At 71.7% G+C, this 21,771-nt stretch carries 19 protein-coding genes and 1 tRNA gene; 13 read left to right on the forward strand and 7 right to left on the reverse strand.

Going from position 1 to position 21,771, the window contains the following annotated elements; translation table 11 throughout:
• Positions 1-4 precede the first annotated feature (4 nt).
• Positions 5-1,168 carry an acyl-CoA dehydrogenase family protein gene (locus ACFYZA_RS20885; protein WP_388492078.1) on the reverse strand — a complete coding sequence of 388 codons (1,164 nt, stop codon included), beginning with the start codon at positions 1,166-1,168 and terminating at the stop codon, positions 5-7.
• 287 nt (positions 1,169-1,455) lie between these two features.
• Positions 1,456-1,767, reverse strand: coding sequence for a hypothetical protein (locus ACFYZA_RS20890; RefSeq protein WP_382582928.1), 312 nt, complete (start codon positions 1,765-1,767; stop codon positions 1,456-1,458).
• 542 nt (positions 1,768-2,309) lie between these two features.
• Here ACFYZA_RS20890 and ACFYZA_RS20895 point away from each other — a divergent pair.
• Positions 2,310-3,176: a bifunctional DNA primase/polymerase gene (locus tag ACFYZA_RS20895; RefSeq protein ID WP_388492080.1), complete on the forward strand. Its 867-nt coding sequence runs from the start codon at positions 2,310-2,312 to the stop codon at positions 3,174-3,176.
• A gap of 217 nt (positions 3,177-3,393) precedes the next feature.
• On the opposite strand, the gene ACFYZA_RS20900 is transcribed toward ACFYZA_RS20895, so the two are convergent.
• A tRNA-Ser gene (locus ACFYZA_RS20900) sits at positions 3,394-3,478 on the reverse strand.
• A 50-nt stretch (positions 3,479-3,528) separates the two neighbouring features.
• Positions 3,529-5,094, reverse strand: coding sequence for a S1C family serine protease (locus tag ACFYZA_RS20905; RefSeq protein WP_388492081.1), 1,566 nt, complete (start codon positions 5,092-5,094; stop codon positions 3,529-3,531).
• Positions 5,095-5,353: 259 nt separating this feature from the next.
• Here ACFYZA_RS20905 and ACFYZA_RS20910 point away from each other — a divergent pair, with 259 nt between their 5' ends.
• The 3 genes from ACFYZA_RS20910 (at position 5,354) to ACFYZA_RS20920 (ending at position 8,128) form a co-directional block, all read left to right on the forward strand.
• The gene (locus ACFYZA_RS20910) at positions 5,354-6,181 is read left to right on the forward strand and encodes a glycerophosphodiester phosphodiesterase (protein ID WP_382582937.1); all 828 of its coding nucleotides are present in this window, start codon (positions 5,354-5,356) and stop codon (positions 6,179-6,181) included.
• Between the two features lie 53 nt (positions 6,182-6,234).
• Positions 6,235-6,840, forward strand: a complete 606-nt coding sequence (locus ACFYZA_RS20915; protein WP_382582940.1) for an ATP-binding protein — start codon at positions 6,235-6,237, stop codon at positions 6,838-6,840.
• 322 nt (positions 6,841-7,162) lie between these two features.
• Positions 7,163-8,128 (forward strand): DUF5926 family protein, encoded by a 966-nt coding sequence (locus ACFYZA_RS20920; protein WP_388492082.1) that lies wholly within the window; start codon positions 7,163-7,165, stop codon positions 8,126-8,128.
• A gap of 194 nt (positions 8,129-8,322) precedes the next feature.
• Here the strand turns inward: ACFYZA_RS20920 and ACFYZA_RS20925 are convergent, their stop codons facing one another.
• Positions 8,323-8,856 (reverse strand): hypothetical protein, encoded by a 534-nt coding sequence (locus ACFYZA_RS20925; protein ID WP_382582946.1) that lies wholly within the window; start codon positions 8,854-8,856, stop codon positions 8,323-8,325.
• Between the two features lie 203 nt (positions 8,857-9,059).
• On the reverse strand, positions 9,060-9,722 hold the full coding sequence (locus ACFYZA_RS20930) for a bifunctional DNA primase/polymerase (protein WP_382582949.1): 663 nt from the start codon (positions 9,720-9,722) through the stop codon (positions 9,060-9,062).
• Between the two features lie 441 nt (positions 9,723-10,163).
• On the opposite strand from ACFYZA_RS20930, the gene ACFYZA_RS20935 reads away from it, so the two are divergent.
• Together ACFYZA_RS20935 and ACFYZA_RS20940 are read left to right on the forward strand one after the other, a co-directional pair.
• Entirely contained in the window at positions 10,164-11,645 is a 1,482-nt protein-coding gene (locus ACFYZA_RS20935; RefSeq protein WP_388492274.1) for a PP2C family protein-serine/threonine phosphatase, read from the forward strand.
• 99 nt (positions 11,646-11,744) lie between these two features.
• Positions 11,745-13,214: an aminopeptidase P family protein gene (locus ACFYZA_RS20940; RefSeq protein ID WP_382582952.1), complete on the forward strand. Its 1,470-nt coding sequence runs from the start codon at positions 11,745-11,747 to the stop codon at positions 13,212-13,214.
• 76 nt (positions 13,215-13,290) lie between these two features.
• On the opposite strand, the gene ACFYZA_RS20945 is transcribed toward ACFYZA_RS20940, so the two are convergent.
• Positions 13,291-13,749, reverse strand: a complete 459-nt coding sequence (locus tag ACFYZA_RS20945) for an ATP-binding protein (protein ID WP_382582955.1) — start codon at positions 13,747-13,749, stop codon at positions 13,291-13,293.
• 250 nt (positions 13,750-13,999) lie between these two features.
• Between ACFYZA_RS20945 and ACFYZA_RS20950 the strand changes: the two genes are divergently transcribed.
• The 7 genes from ACFYZA_RS20950 (at position 14,000) to pheA (ending at position 21,197) form a co-directional block, all read left to right on the forward strand.
• Entirely contained in the window at positions 14,000-14,848 is an 849-nt protein-coding gene (locus tag ACFYZA_RS20950; RefSeq protein ID WP_382582958.1) for a hypothetical protein, read from the forward strand.
• 106 nt (positions 14,849-14,954) lie between these two features.
• Positions 14,955-15,686 (forward strand): YcnI family protein, encoded by a 732-nt coding sequence (locus ACFYZA_RS20955; RefSeq protein WP_388492085.1) that lies wholly within the window; start codon positions 14,955-14,957, stop codon positions 15,684-15,686.
• Positions 15,687-15,733: 47 nt separating this feature from the next.
• On the forward strand, positions 15,734-16,393 hold the full coding sequence (locus ACFYZA_RS20960) for an SCO family protein (RefSeq protein ID WP_388492086.1): 660 nt from the start codon (positions 15,734-15,736) through the stop codon (positions 16,391-16,393).
• On the forward strand, positions 16,390-16,860 hold the full coding sequence (locus tag ACFYZA_RS20965) for a copper chaperone PCu(A)C (protein WP_388492088.1): 471 nt from the start codon (positions 16,390-16,392) through the stop codon (positions 16,858-16,860). Before ACFYZA_RS20960 ends, ACFYZA_RS20965 begins: the two co-directional genes overlap by 4 nt.
• Positions 16,861-16,888: 28 nt before the next feature.
• The gene (locus ACFYZA_RS20970) at positions 16,889-18,817 is read left to right on the forward strand and encodes a copper resistance CopC/CopD family protein (RefSeq protein WP_388492089.1); all 1,929 of its coding nucleotides are present in this window, start codon (positions 16,889-16,891) and stop codon (positions 18,815-18,817) included.
• Positions 18,818-18,849: 32 nt separating this feature from the next.
• A complete protein-coding gene (gene efeB, locus ACFYZA_RS20975) occupies positions 18,850-20,157 on the forward strand; it encodes an iron uptake transporter deferrochelatase/peroxidase subunit (protein WP_388492091.1) in 1,308 nt (435 codons plus the stop codon).
• 104 nt (positions 20,158-20,261) lie between these two features.
• Entirely contained in the window at positions 20,262-21,197 is a 936-nt protein-coding gene (gene pheA, locus ACFYZA_RS20980; RefSeq protein WP_388492093.1) for a prephenate dehydratase, read from the forward strand.
• The last annotated feature ends 574 nt before the right edge of the window (positions 21,198-21,771 follow it).

A 21,771-nucleotide genomic window follows, 5' to 3' on the forward strand; every position in this document is an offset into this window, starting at 1 on the left:
CCACTCACCTCTTCCCCCGCTTCATCCCGAGCCGCATCGTCGCGACGATCTCCCGCTGCACCTCGCTCACCCCGCCCCCGAACGTATTGATCTGCGCCGCCCGGTTCATCCGCTCCAGCTCCCCGTCCCCGAGGGCGCCGGGCGAACCGCCCCGGATCAGGCCCGCGTCCCCCACGATCTCCTGACACATTCGATACGTTTCGACCGCGGACTCCGTTCCCGCGAACTTCACGCCGCTGGCGTCCCCCGGCGCGAGATTTCCGGCCCCCACATCGCCTACCAAACGCCAGCTGAGCAGGCGGTTCACCGCCAGTCGGGCATGTGTGGCGGCCAGCTTGGCCTTCACCCATTCGTGGTCAACCGGGCGCTCGGAACTCACCGGATCGGGCGTACACGCATACGAGAGAGCGGCCTCGTAGAAGTCCTCGGCCTGCATGCCGATCGCGGCGAGTGCGACCCGCTCGTGATTGAGCTGGTTGGTGATCAGGCCCCAGCCCGCGTTCTCCTCGCCGACCAGGTTTCCCAGCGGCACCCGGATGCCGTCGTAGTACGTCGCCGTGGTGGTCAGGCCGCCGACCGTCTCGATCGGGGTCCAGGAGAATCCGGGTGCCTCGGTGGGGACCAGGATGATCGAAATGCCCTTGTGTTTGGGCGCGTTGGTGTCGGTGCGGCAGGCGAGCCAGATCCAGTCGGCGTTCTGGGCGTTGGAGGTGAAGACCTTCTGCCCGTCGACCGCCCAGGAATCCCCGTCCCGTACGGCCCTGGTGCGCAGCGAGGCGAGATCGGTGCCGGCCTCCGGCTCGCTGTAGCCGATCGCGAAGACGAGGTCGCCGCTGAGGATCCTGGGCAGGAAGTACGCCTTCTGCTCGGCGCTGCCGTACTTCATCAGGGTCGGGCCGACCGTGTTCAGGGTGACCATCGAGACGGGTGCGCCCGCCCGGTAGGCCTCGTCGAAGAAGACGAACTGCTCGTCGGGGCCGCGCCCCCGGCCGCCGTACTCGACGGGCCAGCCGAGCCCGAGCAGCCCGTCGGCGCCGATCCGGCGCAGCAGCGCCCGCTGCCCGCCGGGGTCCGTGACGAGCGGCGGGCCATCGGGCATCAAGTCGGCGAAGTACGTGCGCAGTTCGGCGCGCAGCCGCTGCTGGCGCTCGGTCGGGGCGAGGTGCACGACGGCGGCCTTCCGTGCGTACGGGCACGTGCGCGGGCGGGCACGTGCGTACGGACACCTGCGTATGGACGCAGGCGTACGGACACATCGGCGGGCCCGGGCGCGTCCCACGTCCCGGGTCCGCCGATCAGGTTTCTGACTGTCCGTCAGATACGGCCTCGCTGTCAATGCCCCGGGCGGCGGGGGCCCGGCTCCGCACGCGAAACGGCCCGGGCGACCGCGCCGAAGCGCTGTCACCCGGGCCGCCGATCACCCTAAGGACCGGCCCCTTCCACAGGGGAGACGCGTCACCACAGGCGCGAGAAGTTCACGGCGACGTTTCCGTTGCCCTGGTTGATCGACGTGAAGGCGGACCCGTTCACCTGGGCGGTGTTGCTCTGGTTGGTGGCGCCGGATCCGACGGCCTGCTGCTGGGTGGTCGACGAGTTCCCACGGTTGTCGTGGCCGACCCCGCTGCCGCTGACGGTCGCCACCGCGGCGTTCGATCCGTGGCCCGCGATGGAGCCGTTGTCGGCGGTGGCCACACCCGAGAAGAGGGCGGCGGCCAGGGGCAGCGCGGCAACGACGGCCAGGACGCGGGCGGTACGGATGTTTGCCATGTCAATTCCTCCAGGAACCAGAAGTGCGGGTAGTTCGGCTCGTTCCAGTTCGTACCTGCGTGAAGCAAGTACGGCCTGTTCCAAGGCAGTTGGCCGACCGCCCCGGACGCTGTGACGACGTCGCGAGATCAGAGTTGCCCACCGAATCCCCGGCGAACCAGTCATTGAGGAACCTTTCGCCCGCAAGCGTGAGGACATGTCGATAAACCCTCAATGCGCCCCCAAACCGCCGGCCAGGGTTGAATTTCCGCCGCGGAACCGCGCCTTCCCAAGGGAAGAACCGTTTCGTCTCGGGATTCGGCCAACCTTGGCCGCCATCCGCTGCCCACATGGGGGACACCAAGACGGCATCGGGGCGCCATCCGGCCGTCACCTGCCTGTCGCCCGGCGCAGATGGGGTCGATGAGGGGCGGGGAACGGTCCGGAACGGGCGCGGGCCCGCCTGCGCGCCTGGGCGGGAACCGGCTGCGGACCGCGCCGGGGCGCGTTGGTCACCCCTGAAAGGGATTCCCTTTCTCGAACATTCGTACGAACATGGAGCCATGGCCACCATCGACCGGCAGGCCGCCACCCTGGCCCTCGCCCACGCCCTGTCCGCCGCCGAGCGCGGCCTGCCCGTCATCCCGCTGTCCCGCACGAAGCTTCCGGCGCTGCCCTCCCCGCACCGGGACGAGCCGCAGTCGGCGCTGTGCCGGGGCGAGTGCGGGCTCCCGGGGCACGGGGTGCACGACGCCACCACCGATCCGGCCGCGGTGCGCGCGCTGTTCGCGGCCGCACCCTGGGCCACCGGCTACGGCATCGCCTGCGGCCGGCCGCCGCACCACCTCATAGGGATCGACCTCGACACCAAACCGCCGGAGGCCGACGCCACGGCGGCGCTCCAACACCTCGCGCTGCGCCACCTGTTCACCATCCCCGAGACCGTGGTCGTGATCACTCCGAGCGGGGGCCGCCACATCTGGCTGACCGGCCCGCCGGGCACGGTCGTGCCGAACTCCGCGAGCCGGCTGGCCCCCGGCATCGACATCCGGGGCGCGGGCGGCTATCTGGTCGGCCCCGGTTCGCTGAGCGGCCGGGGCGTCTACCGGCTCGCGCCGGGCACCGCCCACCTCGGCCCGGCCCCCTGCCCACGCACGCTCCTCGACCTGCTCACGCCGCCCGCGCCGCGCCCTCACCACCCGCAGCGGCACGGGGATCACCAGGGCCGGGGCCTGATCCAGTTCGTACTGGCCGCCCATGAGGGCCAGCGCAACACCCGGCTGTTCTGGGCGGCCTGCCGCGCGTACGAGAACGGCATCGGCGAGGAACTGACCGCGGCGCTCACGTCCGCCGCGATCCACACCGGCCTCACCGAACGCGAGGCCCTCGCGACGATCGCCTCGGCGGCACGGATGAGCACGGCGCGGTAAGGAGTACCCAGGCCCGGCCCGGCAGGGCGCTGCGGGCCCGCACGACGCTCTGGCCCCGCACGACGCCTTGGCCCCGCACGATGCTCTGGCCCCGCACGATGCTCTGGCCCCGCACATCACTGCCGCCCCGCACGACGCCGCTCTCAGAACGGCACGCGAAAGGGGCGCCCCGGAATCCGGAACGCCCCTTCTGATCAGCCAGTTCACTGACCTGCGGCGGTGGGTGTGGGATTTGAACCCACGGTGACTCGCGCCACGACGGTTTTCAAGACCGTTCCCTTAGGCCGCTCGGGCAACCCACCCACGCCCCGCCGACCAGCGGCGGAAGCGGCTACAGCCTACCGGCAACGGGTCAGTTGCTGTCGCCCTTGCGTTCGCCCAGGGTGATCGTGACCGTGGTCTCCTTGCCGTCGCGCTTGTAGGTGAGGGGGACCTGGTCGCCGGGCTTGTGGGTCCAGATCTCGCTGATCAGGGTCGGGCCGCTGTCGATGGGCATGTCGCCGAACTTGGTGATCACGTCGCCCGGCTTCAGGCCGGCCTTGTCCGCGGGGCCGCCCGCGGTGATCGGCTGCTGGCTCCCGTTGCCCTGCGGCGAGATCTGGGCGCCGTCCGTGCCGCCGCCCGGGGCGGCGCCGCTGCCCTGCTGGATGCCGACCGAGGCGCCGATCACCGGGTAGACCGGCTGGCCGGTCTTGATGAGCTGCTCCGCGACGTTCTTGGCCTGGTTGATCGGGATGGCGAAGCCGAGGCCGATCGAGCCCGCCTGGGACTGGCCCATGCCGCCGGTGCCCGCCGACTGGATCGCCGAGTTGATGCCGATCACCGCGCCGGCCGAATTGATCAGCGGGCCACCGGAGTTGCCCGGGTTGATGGAGGCGTCGGTCTGCAGGGCGCTCATGTACGAGGCCTTGGAGTTCTGGCCGTCGCTGGAGGCCACCGGGCGGTTCTTGGCGCTGATGATGCCGGTGGTGACGGTGTTGGAGAGGCCGAAGGGCGCGCCGATCGCGATGGTCGAGTCGCCGACCGCCACCTTGTCGGAGTCGCCGAGGGACAGCGGCTTCAGGTTGTCCGGGGCGTTCTTCAGCTTGACGACCGCCACGTCGTAGCCCTGGGCGCGGCCCACCACTTCGGCGTCGTACTTCTTGCCGTTGGAGAACGTCGCGGTCAGCTTGCCGCCGCCGCTCGCCGCTGAGGCCACCACGTGGTTGTTCGTGAGGATGTGGCCTTCCTTGTCGTAGATGAAGCCGGTGCCCGTGCCGCCCTCGCCGTCGTTGCCCTGGGCCTCGATCGTCACCACGCTGGGCAGCGAGCCGGCGGCGACGCCCGCGACCGTGCCCGGGTCGCGCTTGAAGTCCTTGGGGGTGTCGGAGGAGGCGACGGTGGTGGAGCCCGAGCCGTGGTCGTCCCGGTCCGCGGCGAAGTAGCCGATGGCGCCGCCGATGCCGCCGGCCACCAGGGCGGCCGCGACCACCGCGGCGATCAGACCGCCCGCGCGCTTGCGCGGCGCCGGCTGCTGCGGGGCACCCCAGGGGTCGCCGCCATGACCCGCGCCGCCGCCTCCGTAGGAGGGGAGCACGGGCGGGGGCGGCGGCCAGCCCGCGCCGTCGCTCCTCGGGGGCGCCGACTCGTGCGCCGCGTACGCCGGCTGGGCCGGGGCGCCCGGGGTGGCGGGCATCGGCTCGGTGGCCGGGTCGTGGCCGGGGTACGGGGTCGCCCCTTCGGCGTGCGCTCCTCCGGCGTGCGGCCCTTCGGCGTGCGGCACGGCCCCGTGGACCAGGGTCTTGTCCGCCTCGCCGGGGGCGGCGGGCGCGGCGTCCGAAGCAGCGGGTGCGGCGGGGGGCGCGGGAGGTGCAGCAGGTGCAGACGACGGGGCAGGCGGGACGGCCGGGACCGCGGTGCCCTCGTTCTCGGTGCTCACAGCTTGCTCTCCTCGGTTTCCACTGGGTCTTGGGGACGGTACGGCGGGCTTGGCGTTCTCGGTGCGGGCGGTGCTCGGCGTCGCCGCCGGGCACCGGCGTGGGGCTCGGCGACATCCATGGTGCGCCCGGGGTCGGACATCCGACCCCGCACTGTGCGGATGCCTCCGCTCAGCTTTTCCCACCGCACGTCAGGCCACTGTAAGCAGGAGCTGTGTATTCGCGCGCGAACCTGTGACCCAGCGGTGGCACGATGACGCGGTGACCCAAGCACGGCAGCACAGCCCGCACAGCCCCAACCGCGCCCCCGTCCAGGTGGTGGCCCATCGAGGAGCCTCCGAGGACGCCCCCGAGCACACGCTCGCCGCGTATGTGAAGGCGATCGAGGACGGGGCCGACGCCCTGGAATGCGATGTCCGCCTGACCGCCGACGGACAGCTCGTCTGCGTCCACGACCGGCGCGTGAACCGCACCTCCAACGGACGCGGCGCCGTGTCCACCCTGGAGCTCTCCGAGCTCGCGGCGCTCGACTTCGGCTCCTGGAAGGACAGCGAGGAGAGCCCGGACTGGGGGGACCGCGAGTTCACCTCCGTACTGACCCTGGAGCGGCTGCTCGAACTCGTCGCGGACGCCGGGCGCCGGGTCGAGCTCGCCATCGAGACCAAGCACCCCACCCGCTGGGCCGGCCAGGTCGAGGAGCGCCTGCTTCACCTCCTCAAGAGGTTCGGCCTCACTGAGCCGCCGCCGGCCGGTGAAACCTCCCCGGTGCGCATCATGAGCTTCTCCGCGCGCTCCCTGCACCGGGTGGCCGCGGCGGCGCCCGACATCCCGACGGTCTACCTGATGCAGTTCCTCTCGCCGCGGCTGCGTGACGGAAGGCTGCCGGCCGGGGCCGGGATCGCGGGGCCCGGCATGCGGATCGTGCGCAACCACCCCGCGTACATCGAGCGGCTGCACCGCGCGGGGCACCGCGTGCACGTCTGGACGGTGAACGAACCCGAGGACGTGGACCTGTGCGTAAGCCTCGGCGTGGAGGCAATCATCACCAACCGCCCGAAACAGGTCCTGTCCCAACTCGGCCGCGCATAACGGTCCTTACAAGGAGTGCACCGGCGCGTTCGCTCCGTGTTCGACCGTGACGAATGCGTCTCCCGTCGCCGGTTGGCCGGTTTCCGGTCCAGTCCATTGGGGCATCCACACCGTGGCGTGGGGCGAAGGAGGTCTCGGGGGTGGCGTTGGTGGTGGCACAGGAGGTGCCCACGTCGTCGAGCATGGCCGTACCCCATGGCCCTGCGGGCGTGGGCAAGGCACGGCACACGATGCGCGAGCAGCTGCTCGGCAGCGGGGTGTCCGAGCCGGTCGTGGACGATGCCGTACTGATCCTGTCCGAACTGCTCAGCAACGCCTGCCGGCACGGCAGGCCGCTGGGGCGGGCGGACATCGGGGACGGCGATGTCAAGGCGGCCTGGCGAATCGACAAGGCGGGACGGCTGACCCTGGAGGTCACGGACGGGGGCGGCCCGACCAGACCGGTCCCGGCGACACCGTCGGTGACCGCGCGCGGCGGCCGGGGGCTGAACATCATCAGCGCCCTCGCCCAGGACTGGGGTGTCCGGGACAGCGCGTCCGGCGAGGTGACCGTGTGGGTGATCCTCTTGGCGGGGCACCGCCACGACGATTTCGCTACGCGCGTTGCGGGCCCGGGAGCGGCGCTGGAGTTCGCGGACGCCTTCGACGATCTGGACTGACCGCCTCGACGGTCTGGACTCGTCGCCTCGACGGTCTGGACCCGTCGCCTCGGCAGTCTGGACCCGTCACCTCGACGGACCGGTCGCCCCGACGGACCGGACCGACCGGGGACGACGACCGACCGCGGACCCGGCCCGGCCGCGCCCGGCTCCGACCCCGGAGCGGGCCCGGGGGCCGGCCGCGCGGGCGGCCCGGAGGGGCGTCGGCCGCCTCCGGGGCGGGGCCGGGAGACCGGCCCGGCCACCCGGGGCCGGTCCGTGCGGCTAGGCTCGCGCCCGACCCAGCGACACCGCACCACCGCAGTCGGGAGTGAGCCCCACCATGGCCAAGAAGCGTCCCCAGGCGAAGGCCGTCAAGCCGCAGATCAGCGACGGGGAAATCCCGGTCGTCGGGGCTCGTGAGCCCTGCCCCTGCGGCTCCGGCCGCCGTTACAAGGCCTGTCACGGGCGGGCCGCCTCGCACGCCGTGACCGAGCTGGTCCAGCGCCCCTTCGAGGGCCTGGCCGGCGAGTGCGACTGGGTCGCGCTGCGCGAGCTGGTCCCGGCCGCGACCGTCCCGCTGACCCTGAAGGACGGCCTGCCCGAGGGCGTGCCGGCGGTGACGCTCGCCACCGTGCTGCCGATGGCGTGGCCGGCGCTGCGGCGCGAGGACGGCTCGGTGCTGCTCGGCCTGCAGAACGACACCCCCTCCGGCGACCTCAGCCGCGACCTGGCGGACACCCTCAAGCGCGCCCTGGTCGCCGAGCCCGGCTCGCCGGTCGCCGCCCAGCGCGCCGAGTCCGACGGCGTACGCCTGCAGGACCTGCTCGACCCCGACGCGGCCTTCGAGCCGGAGGTGCACACGGGCTTCGAGTTCTGGGTGCCGGACGCCGAGAGCGCCGCGACCGAGGTGACGGCCTCCCTGGAGCGCGCCAACGCCGCCGCGATCCCGACCGTGCGGCTGAAGTCGGTCGACTCCTCGTACTGGTGCGAGACCCCCGAGAAGAACCACCTGCGGTGGGTCATGCCGCACCCCGAGGAGAAGCTGCTCGACGCGCTGGCGCGACTGCACGCGGCCGGGACGTCCTCGCTCGGCGAGGGCACCCGTCTCGTCGGCTCCTTCCGGGCGCACGGTCTGACCGTGCCGGTGTGGGACCTGCCGAGCGACATGGGCGCGGAGGAGTGCGAGAAGCCGGCCGCCGAGTTCGCCGAGCGGCTCGCCGGGGCGCTCGCGAGCGAGGAGCCCCTCACCGCCGAGGAGCGCCGGGCGCGCGGCGGGCTCACCAACCGCCAAGTGACCCTCAGCTGAGAGTGACGGCAAGGGCGGTTCGGGCCCGGGAACAGGTGACTCCTGTCACAACTCCCCGTACCCACAGGTAAATCGGTGTCCGAATTACCGAGATCGAATTTGCGAACGACCGATCTCTTGTTACCGTTCTAAGAGCCCGGTCGCTGGTGCATCCCCCGTCGCCAGCGACCGGGCCCTTCCATGTGCGGGTTCGGTCAACGAGCCGCAGGTTCCGGGGAGTTGCTACCGGAACGCAGCAGCAGCGGTGAGTCCTCTCCCGCTCCCGAGAACTCCGCGATCGCCGAACGGGCCTCGGCTCCCTCGGCCCAGCTCTCGTGCGGGGTCTCACAGGAATCCGGCTGGTCGTCGGCCGCGACCTGGCAGTTCGTCTCGACGGTCCGCCCGCCCGGGCCCATCAGCGTCAGCACCGCCCGCAGCTCCTGACCGGTGGCGTTGCGGTAGTAGGTACGCGCCCAGGTGTCGCGCCCCCGGCCCAGTACGCAGGTCTGCGCCTCGACCCCTTCGGGGGAGACCAGTTCGGGCCCGCACTGGGCGGTGGCGTCGAGTGCGGCCCGGCCCAGTGGCTTGTTCGCCCGTCCGACGGCCCCCGCGAGGGGGCTTTTTGCGTCATCCGCCGCGCCCTTCCTCTCGGGGCCGCCCGCGGGTCCTGCGGAGGCGGCGAGCGGCAGCAGCACGGTGCCCACCACGACGGCGGCGAGCCCGGCCATGCGGAGGTGCTGGAGATTCATGGAGGGGACCCGCCTGCCCTGGAATTCCTGATGGTGGGCCGAAGATATCCACGGAAACCGGGCGCCCCGCGATGCGCACGCCCAATTCCCGTACAACCAGGGCCCGCTCACACCCGAAAGAGTGAAGGCGGCCCGGGAACCGGACCGCCTTCTCGCTCATTGGGCGCCCCCGGCTCCCGCCCGCCTCCAGGGGCCCCCCGCTCTCAGTACGCCAGCCGGCTCCCGCCGTCCGGGGCGCTGGTGCTCGCCTCGACGAGCGCGTCCACCACCGTCTCCACATCCGGCAGCCAGAGTCCGGCGGACCCCAGCGGGGGCCGCTCCCAGCGGATCTGCCCCTTGCCGGTCCGCGACGGGGGCAGCACCAGATAGCCGCCCTCGCTGTGGAAGCGCAGCGAACTGGGCACCCAGTCCTTGGAGTAGAGCAGCTCGCCCAGGCGCTCCATCGAGTACGGAGCCACCAGGAGCGACCACCGGGTGGGGGTCGCCACGACCGGGCCGAGCCGCACGCCCATGGAGTCGAGGGCGGCGAGCGCCCGGGCTCCGGCGAGGGCCGGAAGGCTGATCGCGCAGGGCGCGCCGGCGCCGGTGGCGAGCAGGACCGGCGCGTCCGGCCGGTTCGTCCACCACCAGCGGATCATGCGCTCGTCGGTGGTCGCCGCGAGCAGTACGGGGTCGAAGGGGTGCGCCCCTGGCACCACACATTCAGGGTCGGGACAGGCACAGCCGCGCCCGTCCGCGGCCAGTCCCACGCCGGGGAGCACGGGCCATTTCCATCGGGTCGCACAGGTCAGCGCGGCGCCGAGCTGAGCAGCCCTTTCACTGCGCCGGAGCCGGAACCTGCGTCGCCTTCCGAGGATCTCGCGCATGGGCGCTCGTTCCTTTCCGTTGAACGCCGAGTTCACATCACACCATGTGTGCATCTCTTCACTGCGCGTACTCGCTCTGTGAGCATGCGGTACGGGGAGCCCGCCAGGACCGAACATGGGCGGTCACCACTGGTTGCGACGGCCACTGCCCGTAACCATTTAAAGCATGGCGAAGGGTGGCGCGTACGTGGCGCTTGCCGTCCTGCGTACAAAAACCCCGCCGCTCGGGGATGGGGCGTGGCCGGACGGCTCTTAAGACGCTCAGGCCGACCACAAGGTTCCGAGGCGCTCTCAACTGCCCCGGACCACACCGATTACGTACCCAACGCGGTTGAAACGACGCACAGTTGAACGGCTTCAGTCGACCGCAGCACTGGGCCACCAGGGTCATTTTTTGGCCAAGTTCAACGCCCCACCAACACCAATAGTCCCGCTATGACAATGCTGGACATCCCCTCACTTGTGCGTGTACATGTGGATGCATTGATAGCGGCGCAGAATGACATGGGGGTTTGCGATGCTATTGCGCAGAATCGACCAGTCGGAAAGCCGGCTGCCATGAGCGCCCCTCACCTGCCGAAAGTGGCTGGAATCGATCCAGCCGTTCCGCCCCCCGCGCACACTCATGCGCCTCTGCCCTCACCCGCCACCCCGCCGGGGGCGGTGCTCCAGGACCGCCTCGCCGGCTGGGTCTCCGACCTCACCACGCTGCACGAACTCACCGAGCGCCTCGCCCGCACGACCGTCCTCGGCGATGCCCTCGACGAGCTCCTGAAGGCGGGCGCGGCCCTGGTCGGCGCGCGCCGCGGCCTGGTCGTCCTCGAACCCTCCGACGGGCTGGGCCCGGCCGTCACCAACGGGCTCGGGCTCGCCCACGCCGACCTCGGCCACATCGAGACCGTGCCGCGCAGCGCCACCGCGTACGGCCGCATCCTGGACGGCCTCCCGGACGCCGACGGCGGCTCCGACCTCATGGCGGACCCGGACGGCATCGACCCGCGCCACCGTGAGGTCGCGGCCCGCCTGGGCTACGCCGCCAGCTACGCGCTCCCGCTCAGCACCGAGACGGCGGGCCGGCTCGGCGCCGCCGTCTGGCTGTACGACGAGAGCGCGGAGCCCGTCGAGCGCCAGCGGCACCTGGCCGGGCTCTACGTCCGGTACGCGGCCGAGCACCTGGCCCGCCTCGTCGAGCTGGAGCGGGCCCGCACCCATGTGGCCACCGTCGCCGAGGAGCTGCTGCCCAGCCGGCTGCCCCGGGTCGCCCGCGTCCAGCTGGCCGCCCGCCACCGCACCGGCCCGCGCGGCGGCGGCGACTGGTACGACGCACTGCCGCTGCCCGAGGGCGCGCTCGGCCTCGCGGTCGGCTCCGTCACCGGCGCCGGGCCCAGCGCCGTGGCCGCGATGGGACGGCTGCGCGCGAGCCTGCGGGCGTACGCCGTCATGGAGGGCGAGGACCCGGTCGCCGTGCTCTCCGACCTCGAACTGCTGCTGCGCCTGACCGAGCCCGCCCGCTCGGCGACCGCCCTGTTCGCCTACTGCGAGCCCGCCCGGCGCAAGATCGTCCTTGCCGGGGCCGGGCACGCCCCGCCGCTGGTCATCGGGGACCGTCGCACCGAGTTCGTGGAGACCTCGCTCTCGGCGCCGCTCGGCATGCTGGCCTGCTGGGAGGCGCCGAGCGTGGAGCTCTCGCCCGACCCCGGAGAAACGGTGCTGCTGTACACGGACGGGCTGCTGCACCGCACCGGCGAGCCCATGGACCGCGCCTTCGCCCGGCTGCACGCGGCCGCGGCGAGCGTCCCCAGGGCGATCCGCGACGACCCGGACGCCGTGCTCGACCACGTGCTGCGCACCGTGCTCCCCGACGGCCTCGACGAGACGGACGGCGCCGAGGACGTGGTGATGCTCGCGGCCCGCTTCGCCTAGGACACGCCCAGCGCCTCGGTAAGAGGCACTAGGACCCTGGACCCCCTTCCGTACGCCCGTACGATGGAAGGCGGCCCAGTGTCGTACCAAGGAGCAGACGTGTCAGAGGAGCTCAGCCCGGAGATCCCGGAAGAGACCACCGACGAGAAGCCGATCCAGCAGCGGAAGAACGGCCTGTACCCGGGCGTCTCCGACGAGCTGGCCGAGAACATGAAGTCCGGCTGGGCCGACACCGAGCTGCGGGGCCTGGAGCCGATCGCGCAGGCCGGCCACACCGCCGACCGCCGCGCCGCGCTCTCCCGGCGCTTCCCGGGCGAGCGTCTGGTGATCCCCGCGGGCAACCTCAAGACCCGCTCGAACGACACCGAGTACAGCTTCCGGGCCTCCACCGAGTACGCGTACCTCACCGGTGACCAGACCGAGGACGGCGTCCTCGTCCTGGAGCCCGCCGGCGACGGCCACGAGGCCACGCTCTACCTGCTGCCCCGCTCCAACCGCGAGAACGGCGAGTTCTGGCTGTCGGGCACCGGCGAGCTGTGGGTCGGCCGCCGCCACTCCCTGGCCGAGGCCGAGCAGCTGCTCGGGCTGCCCGCCAAGGACGTCCGCGAGCTGGCCGGCGCCCTCGCGGAGGCAAGCGGTCCGGTCCGCAACGTGCGGGGCCACGACGCGGCCATCGAGGCCGCGCTCACCGACAAGGTCACTGCCGAGCGCGACGAAGAGCTGCGCGTGTACCTCTCCGAGGCGCGCCTGGTGAAGGACGCGTTCGAGATCGCGGAGCTGCAGAAGGCGTGCGACTCGACCGCCCGCGGCTTCGAGGACGTCGTCAAGGTGCTCGACAAGGCCGAGGCGACCAGCGAGCGCTACATCGAGGGCACGTTCTTCCTGCGCGCCCGCGTCGAGGGCAACGACATCGGCTACGGCTCGATCTGCGCCGCGGGACCGCACGCCACCACCCTGCACTGGGTGCGCAACAACGGCGAGGTCCGCTCCGGCGACCTGCTGCTCCTGGACGCCGGCGTGGAGACCAACGAGCTCTACACCGCCGACATCACCCGCACCCTGCCGATCAACGGCACGTTCTCGCCGCTCCAGCGCAAGATCTACGACGCGGTGTACGAGGCCCAGGAGGCCGGCATCGCGGCCGTCCGGCCGGGCGCCGCCTACCGCGACTTCCACGACGCCGCCCAGCGCGTGCTCGCCGAGAAGCTCGTCTCGTGGGGTCTGCTCGGCGACCTGGACGTCGACAAGGTCCTGGAGCTCGGCCTGCAGCGCCGCTGGACCCTGCACGGCACCGGTCACATGCTCGGCATGGACGTCCACGACTGCGCGGCCGCGCGCACCGAGACGTACGTCGGCGGCGACCTGGAGCCCGGCATGTGCCTCACGGTCGAGCCCGGTCTCTACTTCCAGGCCGACGACCTGACCGTGCCCGAGGAGTACCGGGGCATCGGCGTCCGGATCGAGGACGACATCCTGGTCACCGAGGACGGCAACAAGAACCTGTCCGCCGCGCTGCCGCGCCGCGCTGACGAGGTCGAGGCGTGGATGGCCCAGGTCAAGCAGGCCTGATCGCTTGCCTGTTGGCCGGCCGGCGCACCACTGAGGTGCACCGCTGGTCCGCTCGTCCGCGCCGGGGGCGCGCCGCTCAGGACACCTTGAGCAGCGCGCCCTCGCGCCATTTCAGGATCTTGTCGAAGCTGACCACCGCGCCCCGGCCCGGCCGGTTTCTGAAGTGCACATGGTCGGCGAGCTGCTCGATCAGGCCGAGGCCCCTGCCGTGTTCGGCCAGGGCGCCGGCCCTGGCCGGCAGCGCGGGGCGCCGGCCGCGACGGACGGGAAAGCCCGGCCCCGAGTCGGCGACCTCGATGCGGCACTTCTCGCCGTCGAGGTAGGCGGTGACCCGGTAGTCCGCCGACGCGCCGCCCGACACCGGATCCCCACCGTGCTCGACCGCGTTGGCGCACGCCTCGCTGAGGGCGACCGACAGGTCGTAGGAGATGTCGGGATCGACCCCGGCGGTCTCCATCGTGCCGAGCAGAAGACGACGGGCGAGCGGAACGCTCGCAGCCTCGCGCCGCAAGTGGAGAGACCACCAGATGCTCATGCTCCAGCCTCCTGGCTGCGGCTCGACATAGCCCTTCTCTCTACGGGCGCAGTATTGCCGCAACTACCCCTGGGTAAGCCACCTCTTGACGTGATGGCGCCCATTCGGCGGATGTACGCGCCCCTCGCGCCGGTGTAAAGCACCCCGGAAGCCTCCCCTCCGCCGTACCGGAACCCCCGCCCCGTATCAAAGACGACCTTCCGGACCTGCCGTATGGAGCGGGTAAGCGCAGTGCGATGATGGCCCCGCCATGTCTACCCCCCACGCCCCAGCAGGCGCCGGTCTCCGGCTGCTCCGGGCCGCGGTGTTCGCCGCGGTCTGCGTCGTGCTGTCCGCGATGGGGCACGTCATGGCGGCCTGTGCGAGCGTCCCGTGGTGGACGCTGCTCGCCGGTTTCCTCGGGGTGTTCGCGGTCGTGGCACCGCTCGCCGGACGCGAGCGCTCGCTCGCGCCCATCGCGGGCGCCCTCGCGGCCGGACAGCTCGGCCTCCACACGCTCTTCGGCGTCGGCCAGCACACGGCCGCCGCCTCCGGCACCGGATCCACCGGGGACCTCCCGCTGGTCCGGTTCGCCGCCAAGCTGATCTGCGGCGCCGGCGCGGCCCCGCTCACCGCGGCGGACGCGCAGCGCATCGTCACGGACGCGGGCCTCGACCCCGCCCGGGTCACGGCGCCGAGCCACGCCGCGATGCCCGGCATGGCCCACATGGCCGGGATGATGCCGGGCCCCACGGGCGCCGGTACCGGCTCGGCCTCGCTCGCCGCCTCGCTCCTGCCGACGCTGCCCATGCTGCTCTGCCACCTGCTGGCGGCGCTCGCCACCGGATGGCTGCTGCGGCGCGGCGAGGTCGCCCTGTTCGGGGCGGTGCGCCTGGCCGCCGAGTCCGTCACGGCCGCGGCCGAGGCCTCCTCCGTACGCTCCCTGCGCCGCGCGCTGTCCTTCGTGGCAGCCCTGTGCGCCGGGCTCCTCGCGGCCGCCGGGCAGCGCCCGCGCGTCTCCCCCGGTGACCTCCGCGAGCCGCTTCCCCTGCCCGGGGCGGCACTTCAGCACTCGGTGATCAGGCGCGGCCCGCCCCCGGCGTACGCCCTCGCAGCCTGAACGCGGCCCACTCCCCTCACGTACCGCAGGAGTGGTGTCGCGGGTCCCCGTGCACCCGTGCGCGGTGGACGTCCCCACCCTTCCTGCTCACTGGAGTGTCTCTGCCATGAACGCTGCCCGTTCGCGCACCCGTATCGCCGTCGTCGGTTCCCTCGCCGCCGGGTCCGTCCTGCTGCTCTCGGGAACGGCCTTCGCCCACGTCACCGTGCAGCCCGAGGGGGCGGCCGCCAAGGGCGGTTACGCCGTCGTCGACTTCAAGGTGCCCAACGAGCGCGACAACGCCAAGACGGTGAAGGTCGAGGTCAACTTCCCGGCCGACCACCCGCTGGCGTCCGTCATGCCGCAGCCGGTGCCGGGCTGGAACGTCGAGGTCACCAAGTCCAAGCTGGACAAGCCGCTGACCGTGCACGGCAAGCAGATCAACGAGGCCGTCACCAAGGTGACCTGGAGCGGCGGGACGATCGAGTCCGGCCAGTTCCAGAAGTTCCCGCTGTCCATCGGCTCGCTGCCCACCGACACCGACCAGCTCGTCTTCAAGGCGCTGCAGACGTACGACAACAACGAGGTCGTGCGCTGGATCGAGGAGGCCAAGAAGGGCGCGGCGGAGCCCGCGAACCCGGCCCCCACCCTGAAGCTGACGGCCGCCGCGGCCGGCGGTGACGACGACGACGCGGCGCCCGCCGCCGACAAGAGCGCCGCCGGTCAGAAGGCCCAGGCCTCGTCCTCGTCGTCCTCGGACACCGACACCACCGCCCGGGTGCTCGCCGTCGTGGGCATCGTCGTCGGCATCGCCGGAGTGGCCTTCGGCGTGTTCGCCGGACGCCGCCGCTCCGCGTAATCCGCACCCTGCACACCTTCGACCGGAAAAGACCGGAAAATCACCCCATGCGCACCAAGACCGCGCTGACCGCCGCAGCTCTGGCTGCGGCGGCGGCGCTCACCCTGACCGCGTGCGGCGGCAGCGGCGACAGCGGCTCGGACAGCCCTGTCGCCGATGTCTCCGCCTCGGCGAAGACCCAGGCCGCGACGCTGCTCGACCGGCCGTTCACCAAGCCCGACTTCGTCCTCACCGACACCAACGGCAAGAAGTTCGACTTCCGCGCCGAGACCAAGGGCAAGCCGACGCTCATCTACTTCGGCTACACCAACTGCCCCGACGTCTGCCCGCTCACCATGGGCAACATCGCCGTCGCCAAGAAGGCGCTGCCCAAGGCCGACCAGGACAAGCTCCAGGTCGTCTTCGTGACGACCGACCCCGACCGGGACACCCCCGCCTCGCTCGGCAAGTGGCTCAAGGGCCAGGACCCGTCCTTCATCGGCCTGACCGGCGACTTCGCCACCATCCAGAAGGGCGCCCGCTCGATCGGCATCGGCATCGACCCGGCCACCAAGGACAAGGACGGCAAGGTCGTCTCGATGCACGGCGCCCAGGTCATCGCCTTCTCCCCCAAGACCGACCAGGGCTACGTCCTGTACGGCGAGGACGCCACCGTCGCCGACTACAGCAAGGACCTGCCGAAGATCATCAAGGGGGAGAACCCGTGAACCGCCGCACCACCCACATCGTCCGCCCCGCCGTCGCCGCCGTCATAGCCCTGTCTGCGGGACTGGCCCTCGCGGGCTGTTCCGACAGCGCCGACGCCAAGCCGAAGCTCCAGGTCAGCGACGCGTTCATGCCGGTGCCGACCAGTGACATGGCCGGCGGCTTCCTCGTCGTCAAGAACGACAGCAAGACCGCCGACAAGCTCACCAAGGTCACCAGCGACCTGTCGGACAACATCACGATCCACGAGACGAAGAACCAGAAGATGCAGGAGGTGAAGTCCTTCGACATCCCCGCAGGCGGCGAGCTGGACCTGGAGCGCGGCGGAAGCCACATCATGTTCATGGGTCTCAAGCAGAAGCCGAAGCAGGGCGAGAAGGTCACCGTCGAGCTGCACTTCGAGAAGGCCGACCCGGTCAAGGTCGACCTTCCGGTGAAGGAAGCGACCTACAACCCGAAGCACCACTGAGGCATCCAGAGGGACTTGAGGGACTGACATGACGGCCACCGCCCCACCCCTTCGAACCACCGCGAGCCGCGGCCCGATCCGGCTGCTGCTCGTCATGGTGGCGCTGCTCGGCGCGCTCTTCGCGGGCGCCGTGCCCGCGTCCGCGCATGCCGCACTGACCGGCAGCGACCCGAAGGAGGGGGCGGTGGTCGCGACCGCTCCCGCCCAGGTCGCCCTCACCTTCTCCGAGGGCGTCGCCCTGGACGCCAACTCCATCCGGGTCCTCGACCCCACGGGCAAGCGCTCCGACACCGCCGAACTCGTCAACCTGTGCAGCGGGGACATCGTCAAGTACGGCGTCCGGCTGCGCACCGGCATCCCCAACGGCACCTACACGGTGGCCTGGCAGGCGATCTCCGCCGACAGCCACCCCGTCTCCGGCGCCTTCACCTTCTCCATCGGCGCCCCCTCCGCGACCGCCGCGGTCGTCCCCAGCCAGGAAGTGGGCGGCGGCCTCGTCGGCGCCCTCTACGGCATCGCGCGCTACGCGGCGTACGCCGGCTTCGTCCTGCTGACCGGCGGCGCCGCCTTCGTGCTCGCCTGCTGGCGGCGCGGCGCCACGGTCGGCCCGGTGCAGCGCGTCGTCGTCGGCGGCTGGCTCACCATGACCGCGGCCACCCTCGCGATGCTGCTCCTGCGCACCCCCTACACCGGCTCCGGGAAACTCTCCGACGCCTTCGACCTCAACGGGCTGCGGGCCGTCCTGGAGACCAAGCCGGGCGCGGCGCTCATCTCGCGGCTGCTGCTGCTCGGCGCCGCCGCGCTGTTCGTCTCCGTCCTGTTCGGCGCGTACGCCAAGCGCGATGACGAGGCCGAGAAGAAGGACCTCAGCTTCGGCCTGGCCATCGGCGGCACCGTGGTCGCCGCCGGACTCGCGGCGACCTGGGCGCTCGCCGAGCACGCCTCGACGGGCCTTCAGCCCGGCATCGCCATGCCCGTCGACGTACTGCACCTGCTGGCCGTGGCGACCTGGCTCGGCGGGCTCACCACCCTGCTCGTCGTCCTCTTCCGCGCCCCGGGCATCGAGCGCGCGGCCGTACTCCGCTTCTCGCGCATCGCGTTCTGGAGCGTGGCCGTCCTCGCCGCGACCGGCGTCTACCAGTCCTGGCGGCAGGTCGGCACCTGGTCGGCCCTCGTCGACACCACCTACGGTCAACTGCTGCTCGTCAAGGTCGGCCTGGTGGCCGTCCTGGTCGCCACCGCCTCCGTCTCGCGGCGCTGGACCGCGCGCCTGTCCGAGCACACCGCCCCGGAGGCCGAGGCCGCCTCCATCGTCGAGCAGCGCGCGAGCGAGCCCGAGCCCGTCACCGAGCCCGTCACCGTGCCGGACGACGGCAAGGACGCCAAGCGGGCCGCTCAACTCGCGCGCCAGCAGGCCGCGATGAGCACCGCCCGCGAGAAGCGGATCCGCGATGCCGACCCGGAGCGGACCGGGCTGCGCCGCACGGTCCTCGCCGAGGCGGGCATCGCCGTGGTGCTGCTCGCCGTCACCACGGTCCTCACCTCCACCGAGCCCGCCCGCACCCAGCAGGCCGTGGACCGGGCGAAAGCCGGGTCCCAGGTCGCCGTCGCGGACCGGCCCGTCGACATCCGGCTGCCGTTCGACACCGGCGGCCAGAACGGCAAGGGCACCATCGAGCTCACCCTCGACCCGGGCCGCACCGGCGCCAACGACCTGCACGTCTACCTCCAGGACCCGGCGGGCAAGCCCAAGGACGTCCCCGAGGTGAAGGTCGCCTTCACGCTGGCCGCGAAGTCGGTGGGCCCGCTGCCCGTCGTGCCCGACCGCATCACCGCCGGACACTGGAGCGCGAGCGGCGTACAGATCCCGATGGCGGGCGACTGGCAGATCTCGGTGACCGTACGCACCTCCGAGATCGACGAGACCACCGTGGACAAGAACGTCAAGATCGGCTGAGTCGACTGACATGAGCGAGACGTTGAACTGATATGAGCGAGACCAAGAACGCCGGGAACGCCGGGACCGCCGGGACCACAGCGCGGACTCCGGCCGCCTCCGCCGAGCCCGCCCTCGACATCTCCCGGCGCAAGCTCCTCGGCACCGTGGGCGCGGTCGGCGCGGCCGGTCTGGCGATCGGCGCGGCGGGCGGGGCCGCCGCCTACGCGGCCGTCGAAGGCCCGGACGACACCGACCCGTTGGCGTCGGTCGGTTCCACGGAGGTGATGTTTCACGGGAAACATCAAGCGGGGATCACCACTCCGCTTCAGTCCACCGGCCACCTGATCGCCTTCGACCTGGCCCCCGGCGCCGGACGCAAGGAGGCTGCCGCCCTGATGCGGCGCTGGTCGGCCACGGCCAAGGCCCTGATGGCGGGCGAGCCGGCAGGCGGCGCCGACACGGGCGTCGCCCTGGACGCGGGCCCGTCCTCGCTGACCGTCACCTTCGGCTTCGGCCACAGCTTCTTCGACCGTACGCAGCTGACCGACCGGCGGCCCGTACAGCTGGACCCGCTGCCCGACTTCTCCTCGGACCAGCTCGACGCGAAGCGCTCGGGCGGCGACCTGTGGGTGCAGATCGGCGCCGACGACGCACTGGTCGCCTTCCACGCGCTGCGCGCGATCCAGCAGGATGCCGGTGCGGCGGCCAGGGTGCGCTGGCAGATGAACGGCTTCAACCGCACCCCGGGCGCCACCGCGAAGCCCATGACCGCCCGCAATCTGATGGGCCAGCTCGACGGCACCAACAACCCCAAGCCCGCCGACGCCGACTTCGAGCAGCGCGTCTTCGTACCGGACACCGTCCAGCCGGCGTGGATGGCGGGCGGCTCGTACGCCGTCGTCCGCCGGATCCGGATGCTCCTGGACCCCTGGGAGAAGCTGCCGCTGACCGAACAGGAGCAGGTGATCGGCCGCAAGAAGTCGAACGGCGCACCTCTTTCGGGCGGTACCGAGACGACGAAGATGCGGCTCGACCAGTTCGGTCCGGACGGCAAGCCGGTCATCGCGCTGAACGCCCACGCCCGCATCGCCGCCCCCGAACAGAACGGCGGTGCCGCCATGCTGCGGCGCGCGTTCTCCTTCCACGACGGCATCGCAGCGGACGGCACCCCGGACGCGGGACTGCTCTTCGTCGCCTGGCAGGCCGACCCGCTCAAGGGCTTCGTGCCGGTGCAGCGCAAGCTCGACCGGGGGGACGCGCTCTCCGCGTTCCTGCGGCACGAGGCGAGCGGCCTCTTCGCGGTGCCGGGCGGCCCGCGGGCCGACGAGTACGTGGGCCAGCGGCTTCTGGAGTCATGAGCCCGGGCCGCCGCGGCCGGGCGGTCCTGCGGGCGGGCCCGCCCGGTGGGACGTTCGCACGGAGCGGTGGGTGCCGGTGACTTCGGGCCATTAGTGTGACGTGCATGTCCGCCACGCGATACACCTATCTGGGTCCCGAGGGCACGTTCACCGAGGCCGCCCTGCGCACGCTCCCCGAGGCCGCGACCCGCGAACTCGTCCCGATGGTGTCCGTGCCGGCCGCCCTGGACGCGGTGCGCGGCGGGGACGCGGCCGCGGCCCTGGTCCCGATCGAGAACTCGGTGGAGGGCGGCATCACCACCACCCTGGACGAGCTGGTCTCGGGCGAGCCGCTGATGATCTACCGCGAGGTGCTGCTCTCCATCAAGTTCGCGCTGCTCGTACGCCCGGGCACGGGCCTTGCCGACATCAAGACCGTCACCGCGCACCCGGCCGCCCAGCCCCAGGTCCGCAACTGGCTGAAGGCGAACCTGCCCGAGGCCCTCTGGGAGTCCTCCGCCTCCAACGCGGACGGCGCCCGACTGGTCCAGGAGGGCCGCTACGACGCGGCGTTCGCGGGCGAGTTCGCGGCGGCGACGTACGGTCTGGAACCGCTGATCACCGACATCCACGACGCGGTCAACGCCCAGACCCGCTTCGTGCTCGTCGGCCGCCCGGCCCGCCCGGCCGCCCCGACCGGCGCCGACAAGACCTCGGTCGTCCTGTGGCAGCGCGACGACCACCCCGGTGCCCTGCTCGAACTGCTCCAGGAGTTCTCGGTGCGCGGGGTCAACCTGATGCTGCTCCAGTCCCGGCCGACCGGCCAGGGCATCGGCAACTACTGCTTCGCCATCGACGCCGAGGGCCACATCTCGGAGCGCCGGGTGGGCGAGGCGCTGATGGGGCTGCGGCGGATCTGCCCCGAGGTGCGCTTCCTCGGCTCGTACCCGAGGGCCGAGGTGACGCTCGACGACGTACGGGCGCTGCGGGCGGGCACCTCGGACGCGGAGTTCGTCGAAGCGGCGGAGTGGCTGGCCCGCTGCCAGGACGGGCGGGCGTAGGGCCGTTCAGGCCGGGCGCGCCCGAGCCCGTTCGGGAGGCCTCGCGGGGGCCTCGCGGGGCCGGTCGTCCCCAGCCCCCGCACGCCTCGACAACCGGTCCTACCTGCTGATTTTCATTGTCCACAAAGTTATCCACAGGCCTGCTTCTCGACCTGTGGGTAAGTCGACAACACAACCGGACACAGTCGACAAATCCCTCTAGTGACGACACATCAGTCCACAGGGCGCCAGGACATCCTCTGTCACCTCAATTCCATTGATCGACTCTTTAGAGCGAGCAATTCCCACCCGAATGAGTGTGTGGAACGGGTTTGGGAGGGGAATCCTGGGTCGCGCATGCGGCTTTCGGAACGATCTCTTCCGCAGTCCACAGACGCTCCACACAGCCTGTGGATAAGTTTCCGGCGCTGTGCACTTCTGTGGACAAGTCCGGTGCATGGCAAGGGAGTCGGTCAACGACGGTCCGGGAAGCGCCCCTTTCCGGGGAATAGCGCCGATTTTCTTGACGCCCGTCGGCGACCGGTCCGCGAATTCCACGGCCAGGTTTCCTAATTCGGTCAATACGGACAAAGCG

The organism is Streptomyces sp. NPDC001828 (assembly GCF_042892175.1).
Classification (GTDB): Bacteria; Actinomycetota; Actinomycetes; order Streptomycetales; family Streptomycetaceae; genus Streptomyces.

What these genes read in the sequence shown, in the direction of transcription:
- pheA (WP_388492093.1), top strand. Translation starts at nt 20,262, where the DNA reads ATGTCCGCCACGCGATACACCTATCTGGGTCCCGAGGGCACGTTCACC.
- ACFYZA_RS20935 (WP_388492274.1), top strand. Translation starts at nt 10,164, where the DNA reads ATGCTGGACATCCCCTCACTTGTGCGTGTACATGTGGATGCATTGATA.
- ACFYZA_RS20955 (WP_388492085.1), top strand. Translation starts at nt 14,955, where the DNA reads ATGAACGCTGCCCGTTCGCGCACCCGTATCGCCGTCGTCGGTTCCCTC.
- ACFYZA_RS20945 (WP_382582955.1), bottom strand. Translation starts at nt 13,749, where the DNA reads ATGAGCATCTGGTGGTCTCTCCACTTGCGGCGCGAGGCTGCGAGCGTT.
- ACFYZA_RS20890 (WP_382582928.1), bottom strand. Translation starts at nt 1,767, where the DNA reads ATGGCAAACATCCGTACCGCCCGCGTCCTGGCCGTCGTTGCCGCGCTG.
- ACFYZA_RS20915 (WP_382582940.1), top strand. Translation starts at nt 6,235, where the DNA reads ATGCGTCTCCCGTCGCCGGTTGGCCGGTTTCCGGTCCAGTCCATTGGG.
- ACFYZA_RS20930 (WP_382582949.1), bottom strand. Translation starts at nt 9,722, where the DNA reads ATGCGCGAGATCCTCGGAAGGCGACGCAGGTTCCGGCTCCGGCGCAGT.
- ACFYZA_RS20950 (WP_382582958.1), top strand. Translation starts at nt 14,000, where the DNA reads ATGTCTACCCCCCACGCCCCAGCAGGCGCCGGTCTCCGGCTGCTCCGG.
- ACFYZA_RS20960 (WP_388492086.1), top strand. Translation starts at nt 15,734, where the DNA reads ATGCGCACCAAGACCGCGCTGACCGCCGCAGCTCTGGCTGCGGCGGCG.
- ACFYZA_RS20895 (WP_388492080.1), top strand. Translation starts at nt 2,310, where the DNA reads ATGGCCACCATCGACCGGCAGGCCGCCACCCTGGCCCTCGCCCACGCC.
- ACFYZA_RS20970 (WP_388492089.1), top strand. Translation starts at nt 16,889, where the DNA reads ATGACGGCCACCGCCCCACCCCTTCGAACCACCGCGAGCCGCGGCCCG.
- efeB (WP_388492091.1), top strand. Translation starts at nt 18,850, where the DNA reads ATGAGCGAGACCAAGAACGCCGGGAACGCCGGGACCGCCGGGACCACA.
- ACFYZA_RS20920 (WP_388492082.1), top strand. Translation starts at nt 7,163, where the DNA reads ATGGCCAAGAAGCGTCCCCAGGCGAAGGCCGTCAAGCCGCAGATCAGC.
- ACFYZA_RS20925 (WP_382582946.1), bottom strand. Translation starts at nt 8,856, where the DNA reads ATGAATCTCCAGCACCTCCGCATGGCCGGGCTCGCCGCCGTCGTGGTG.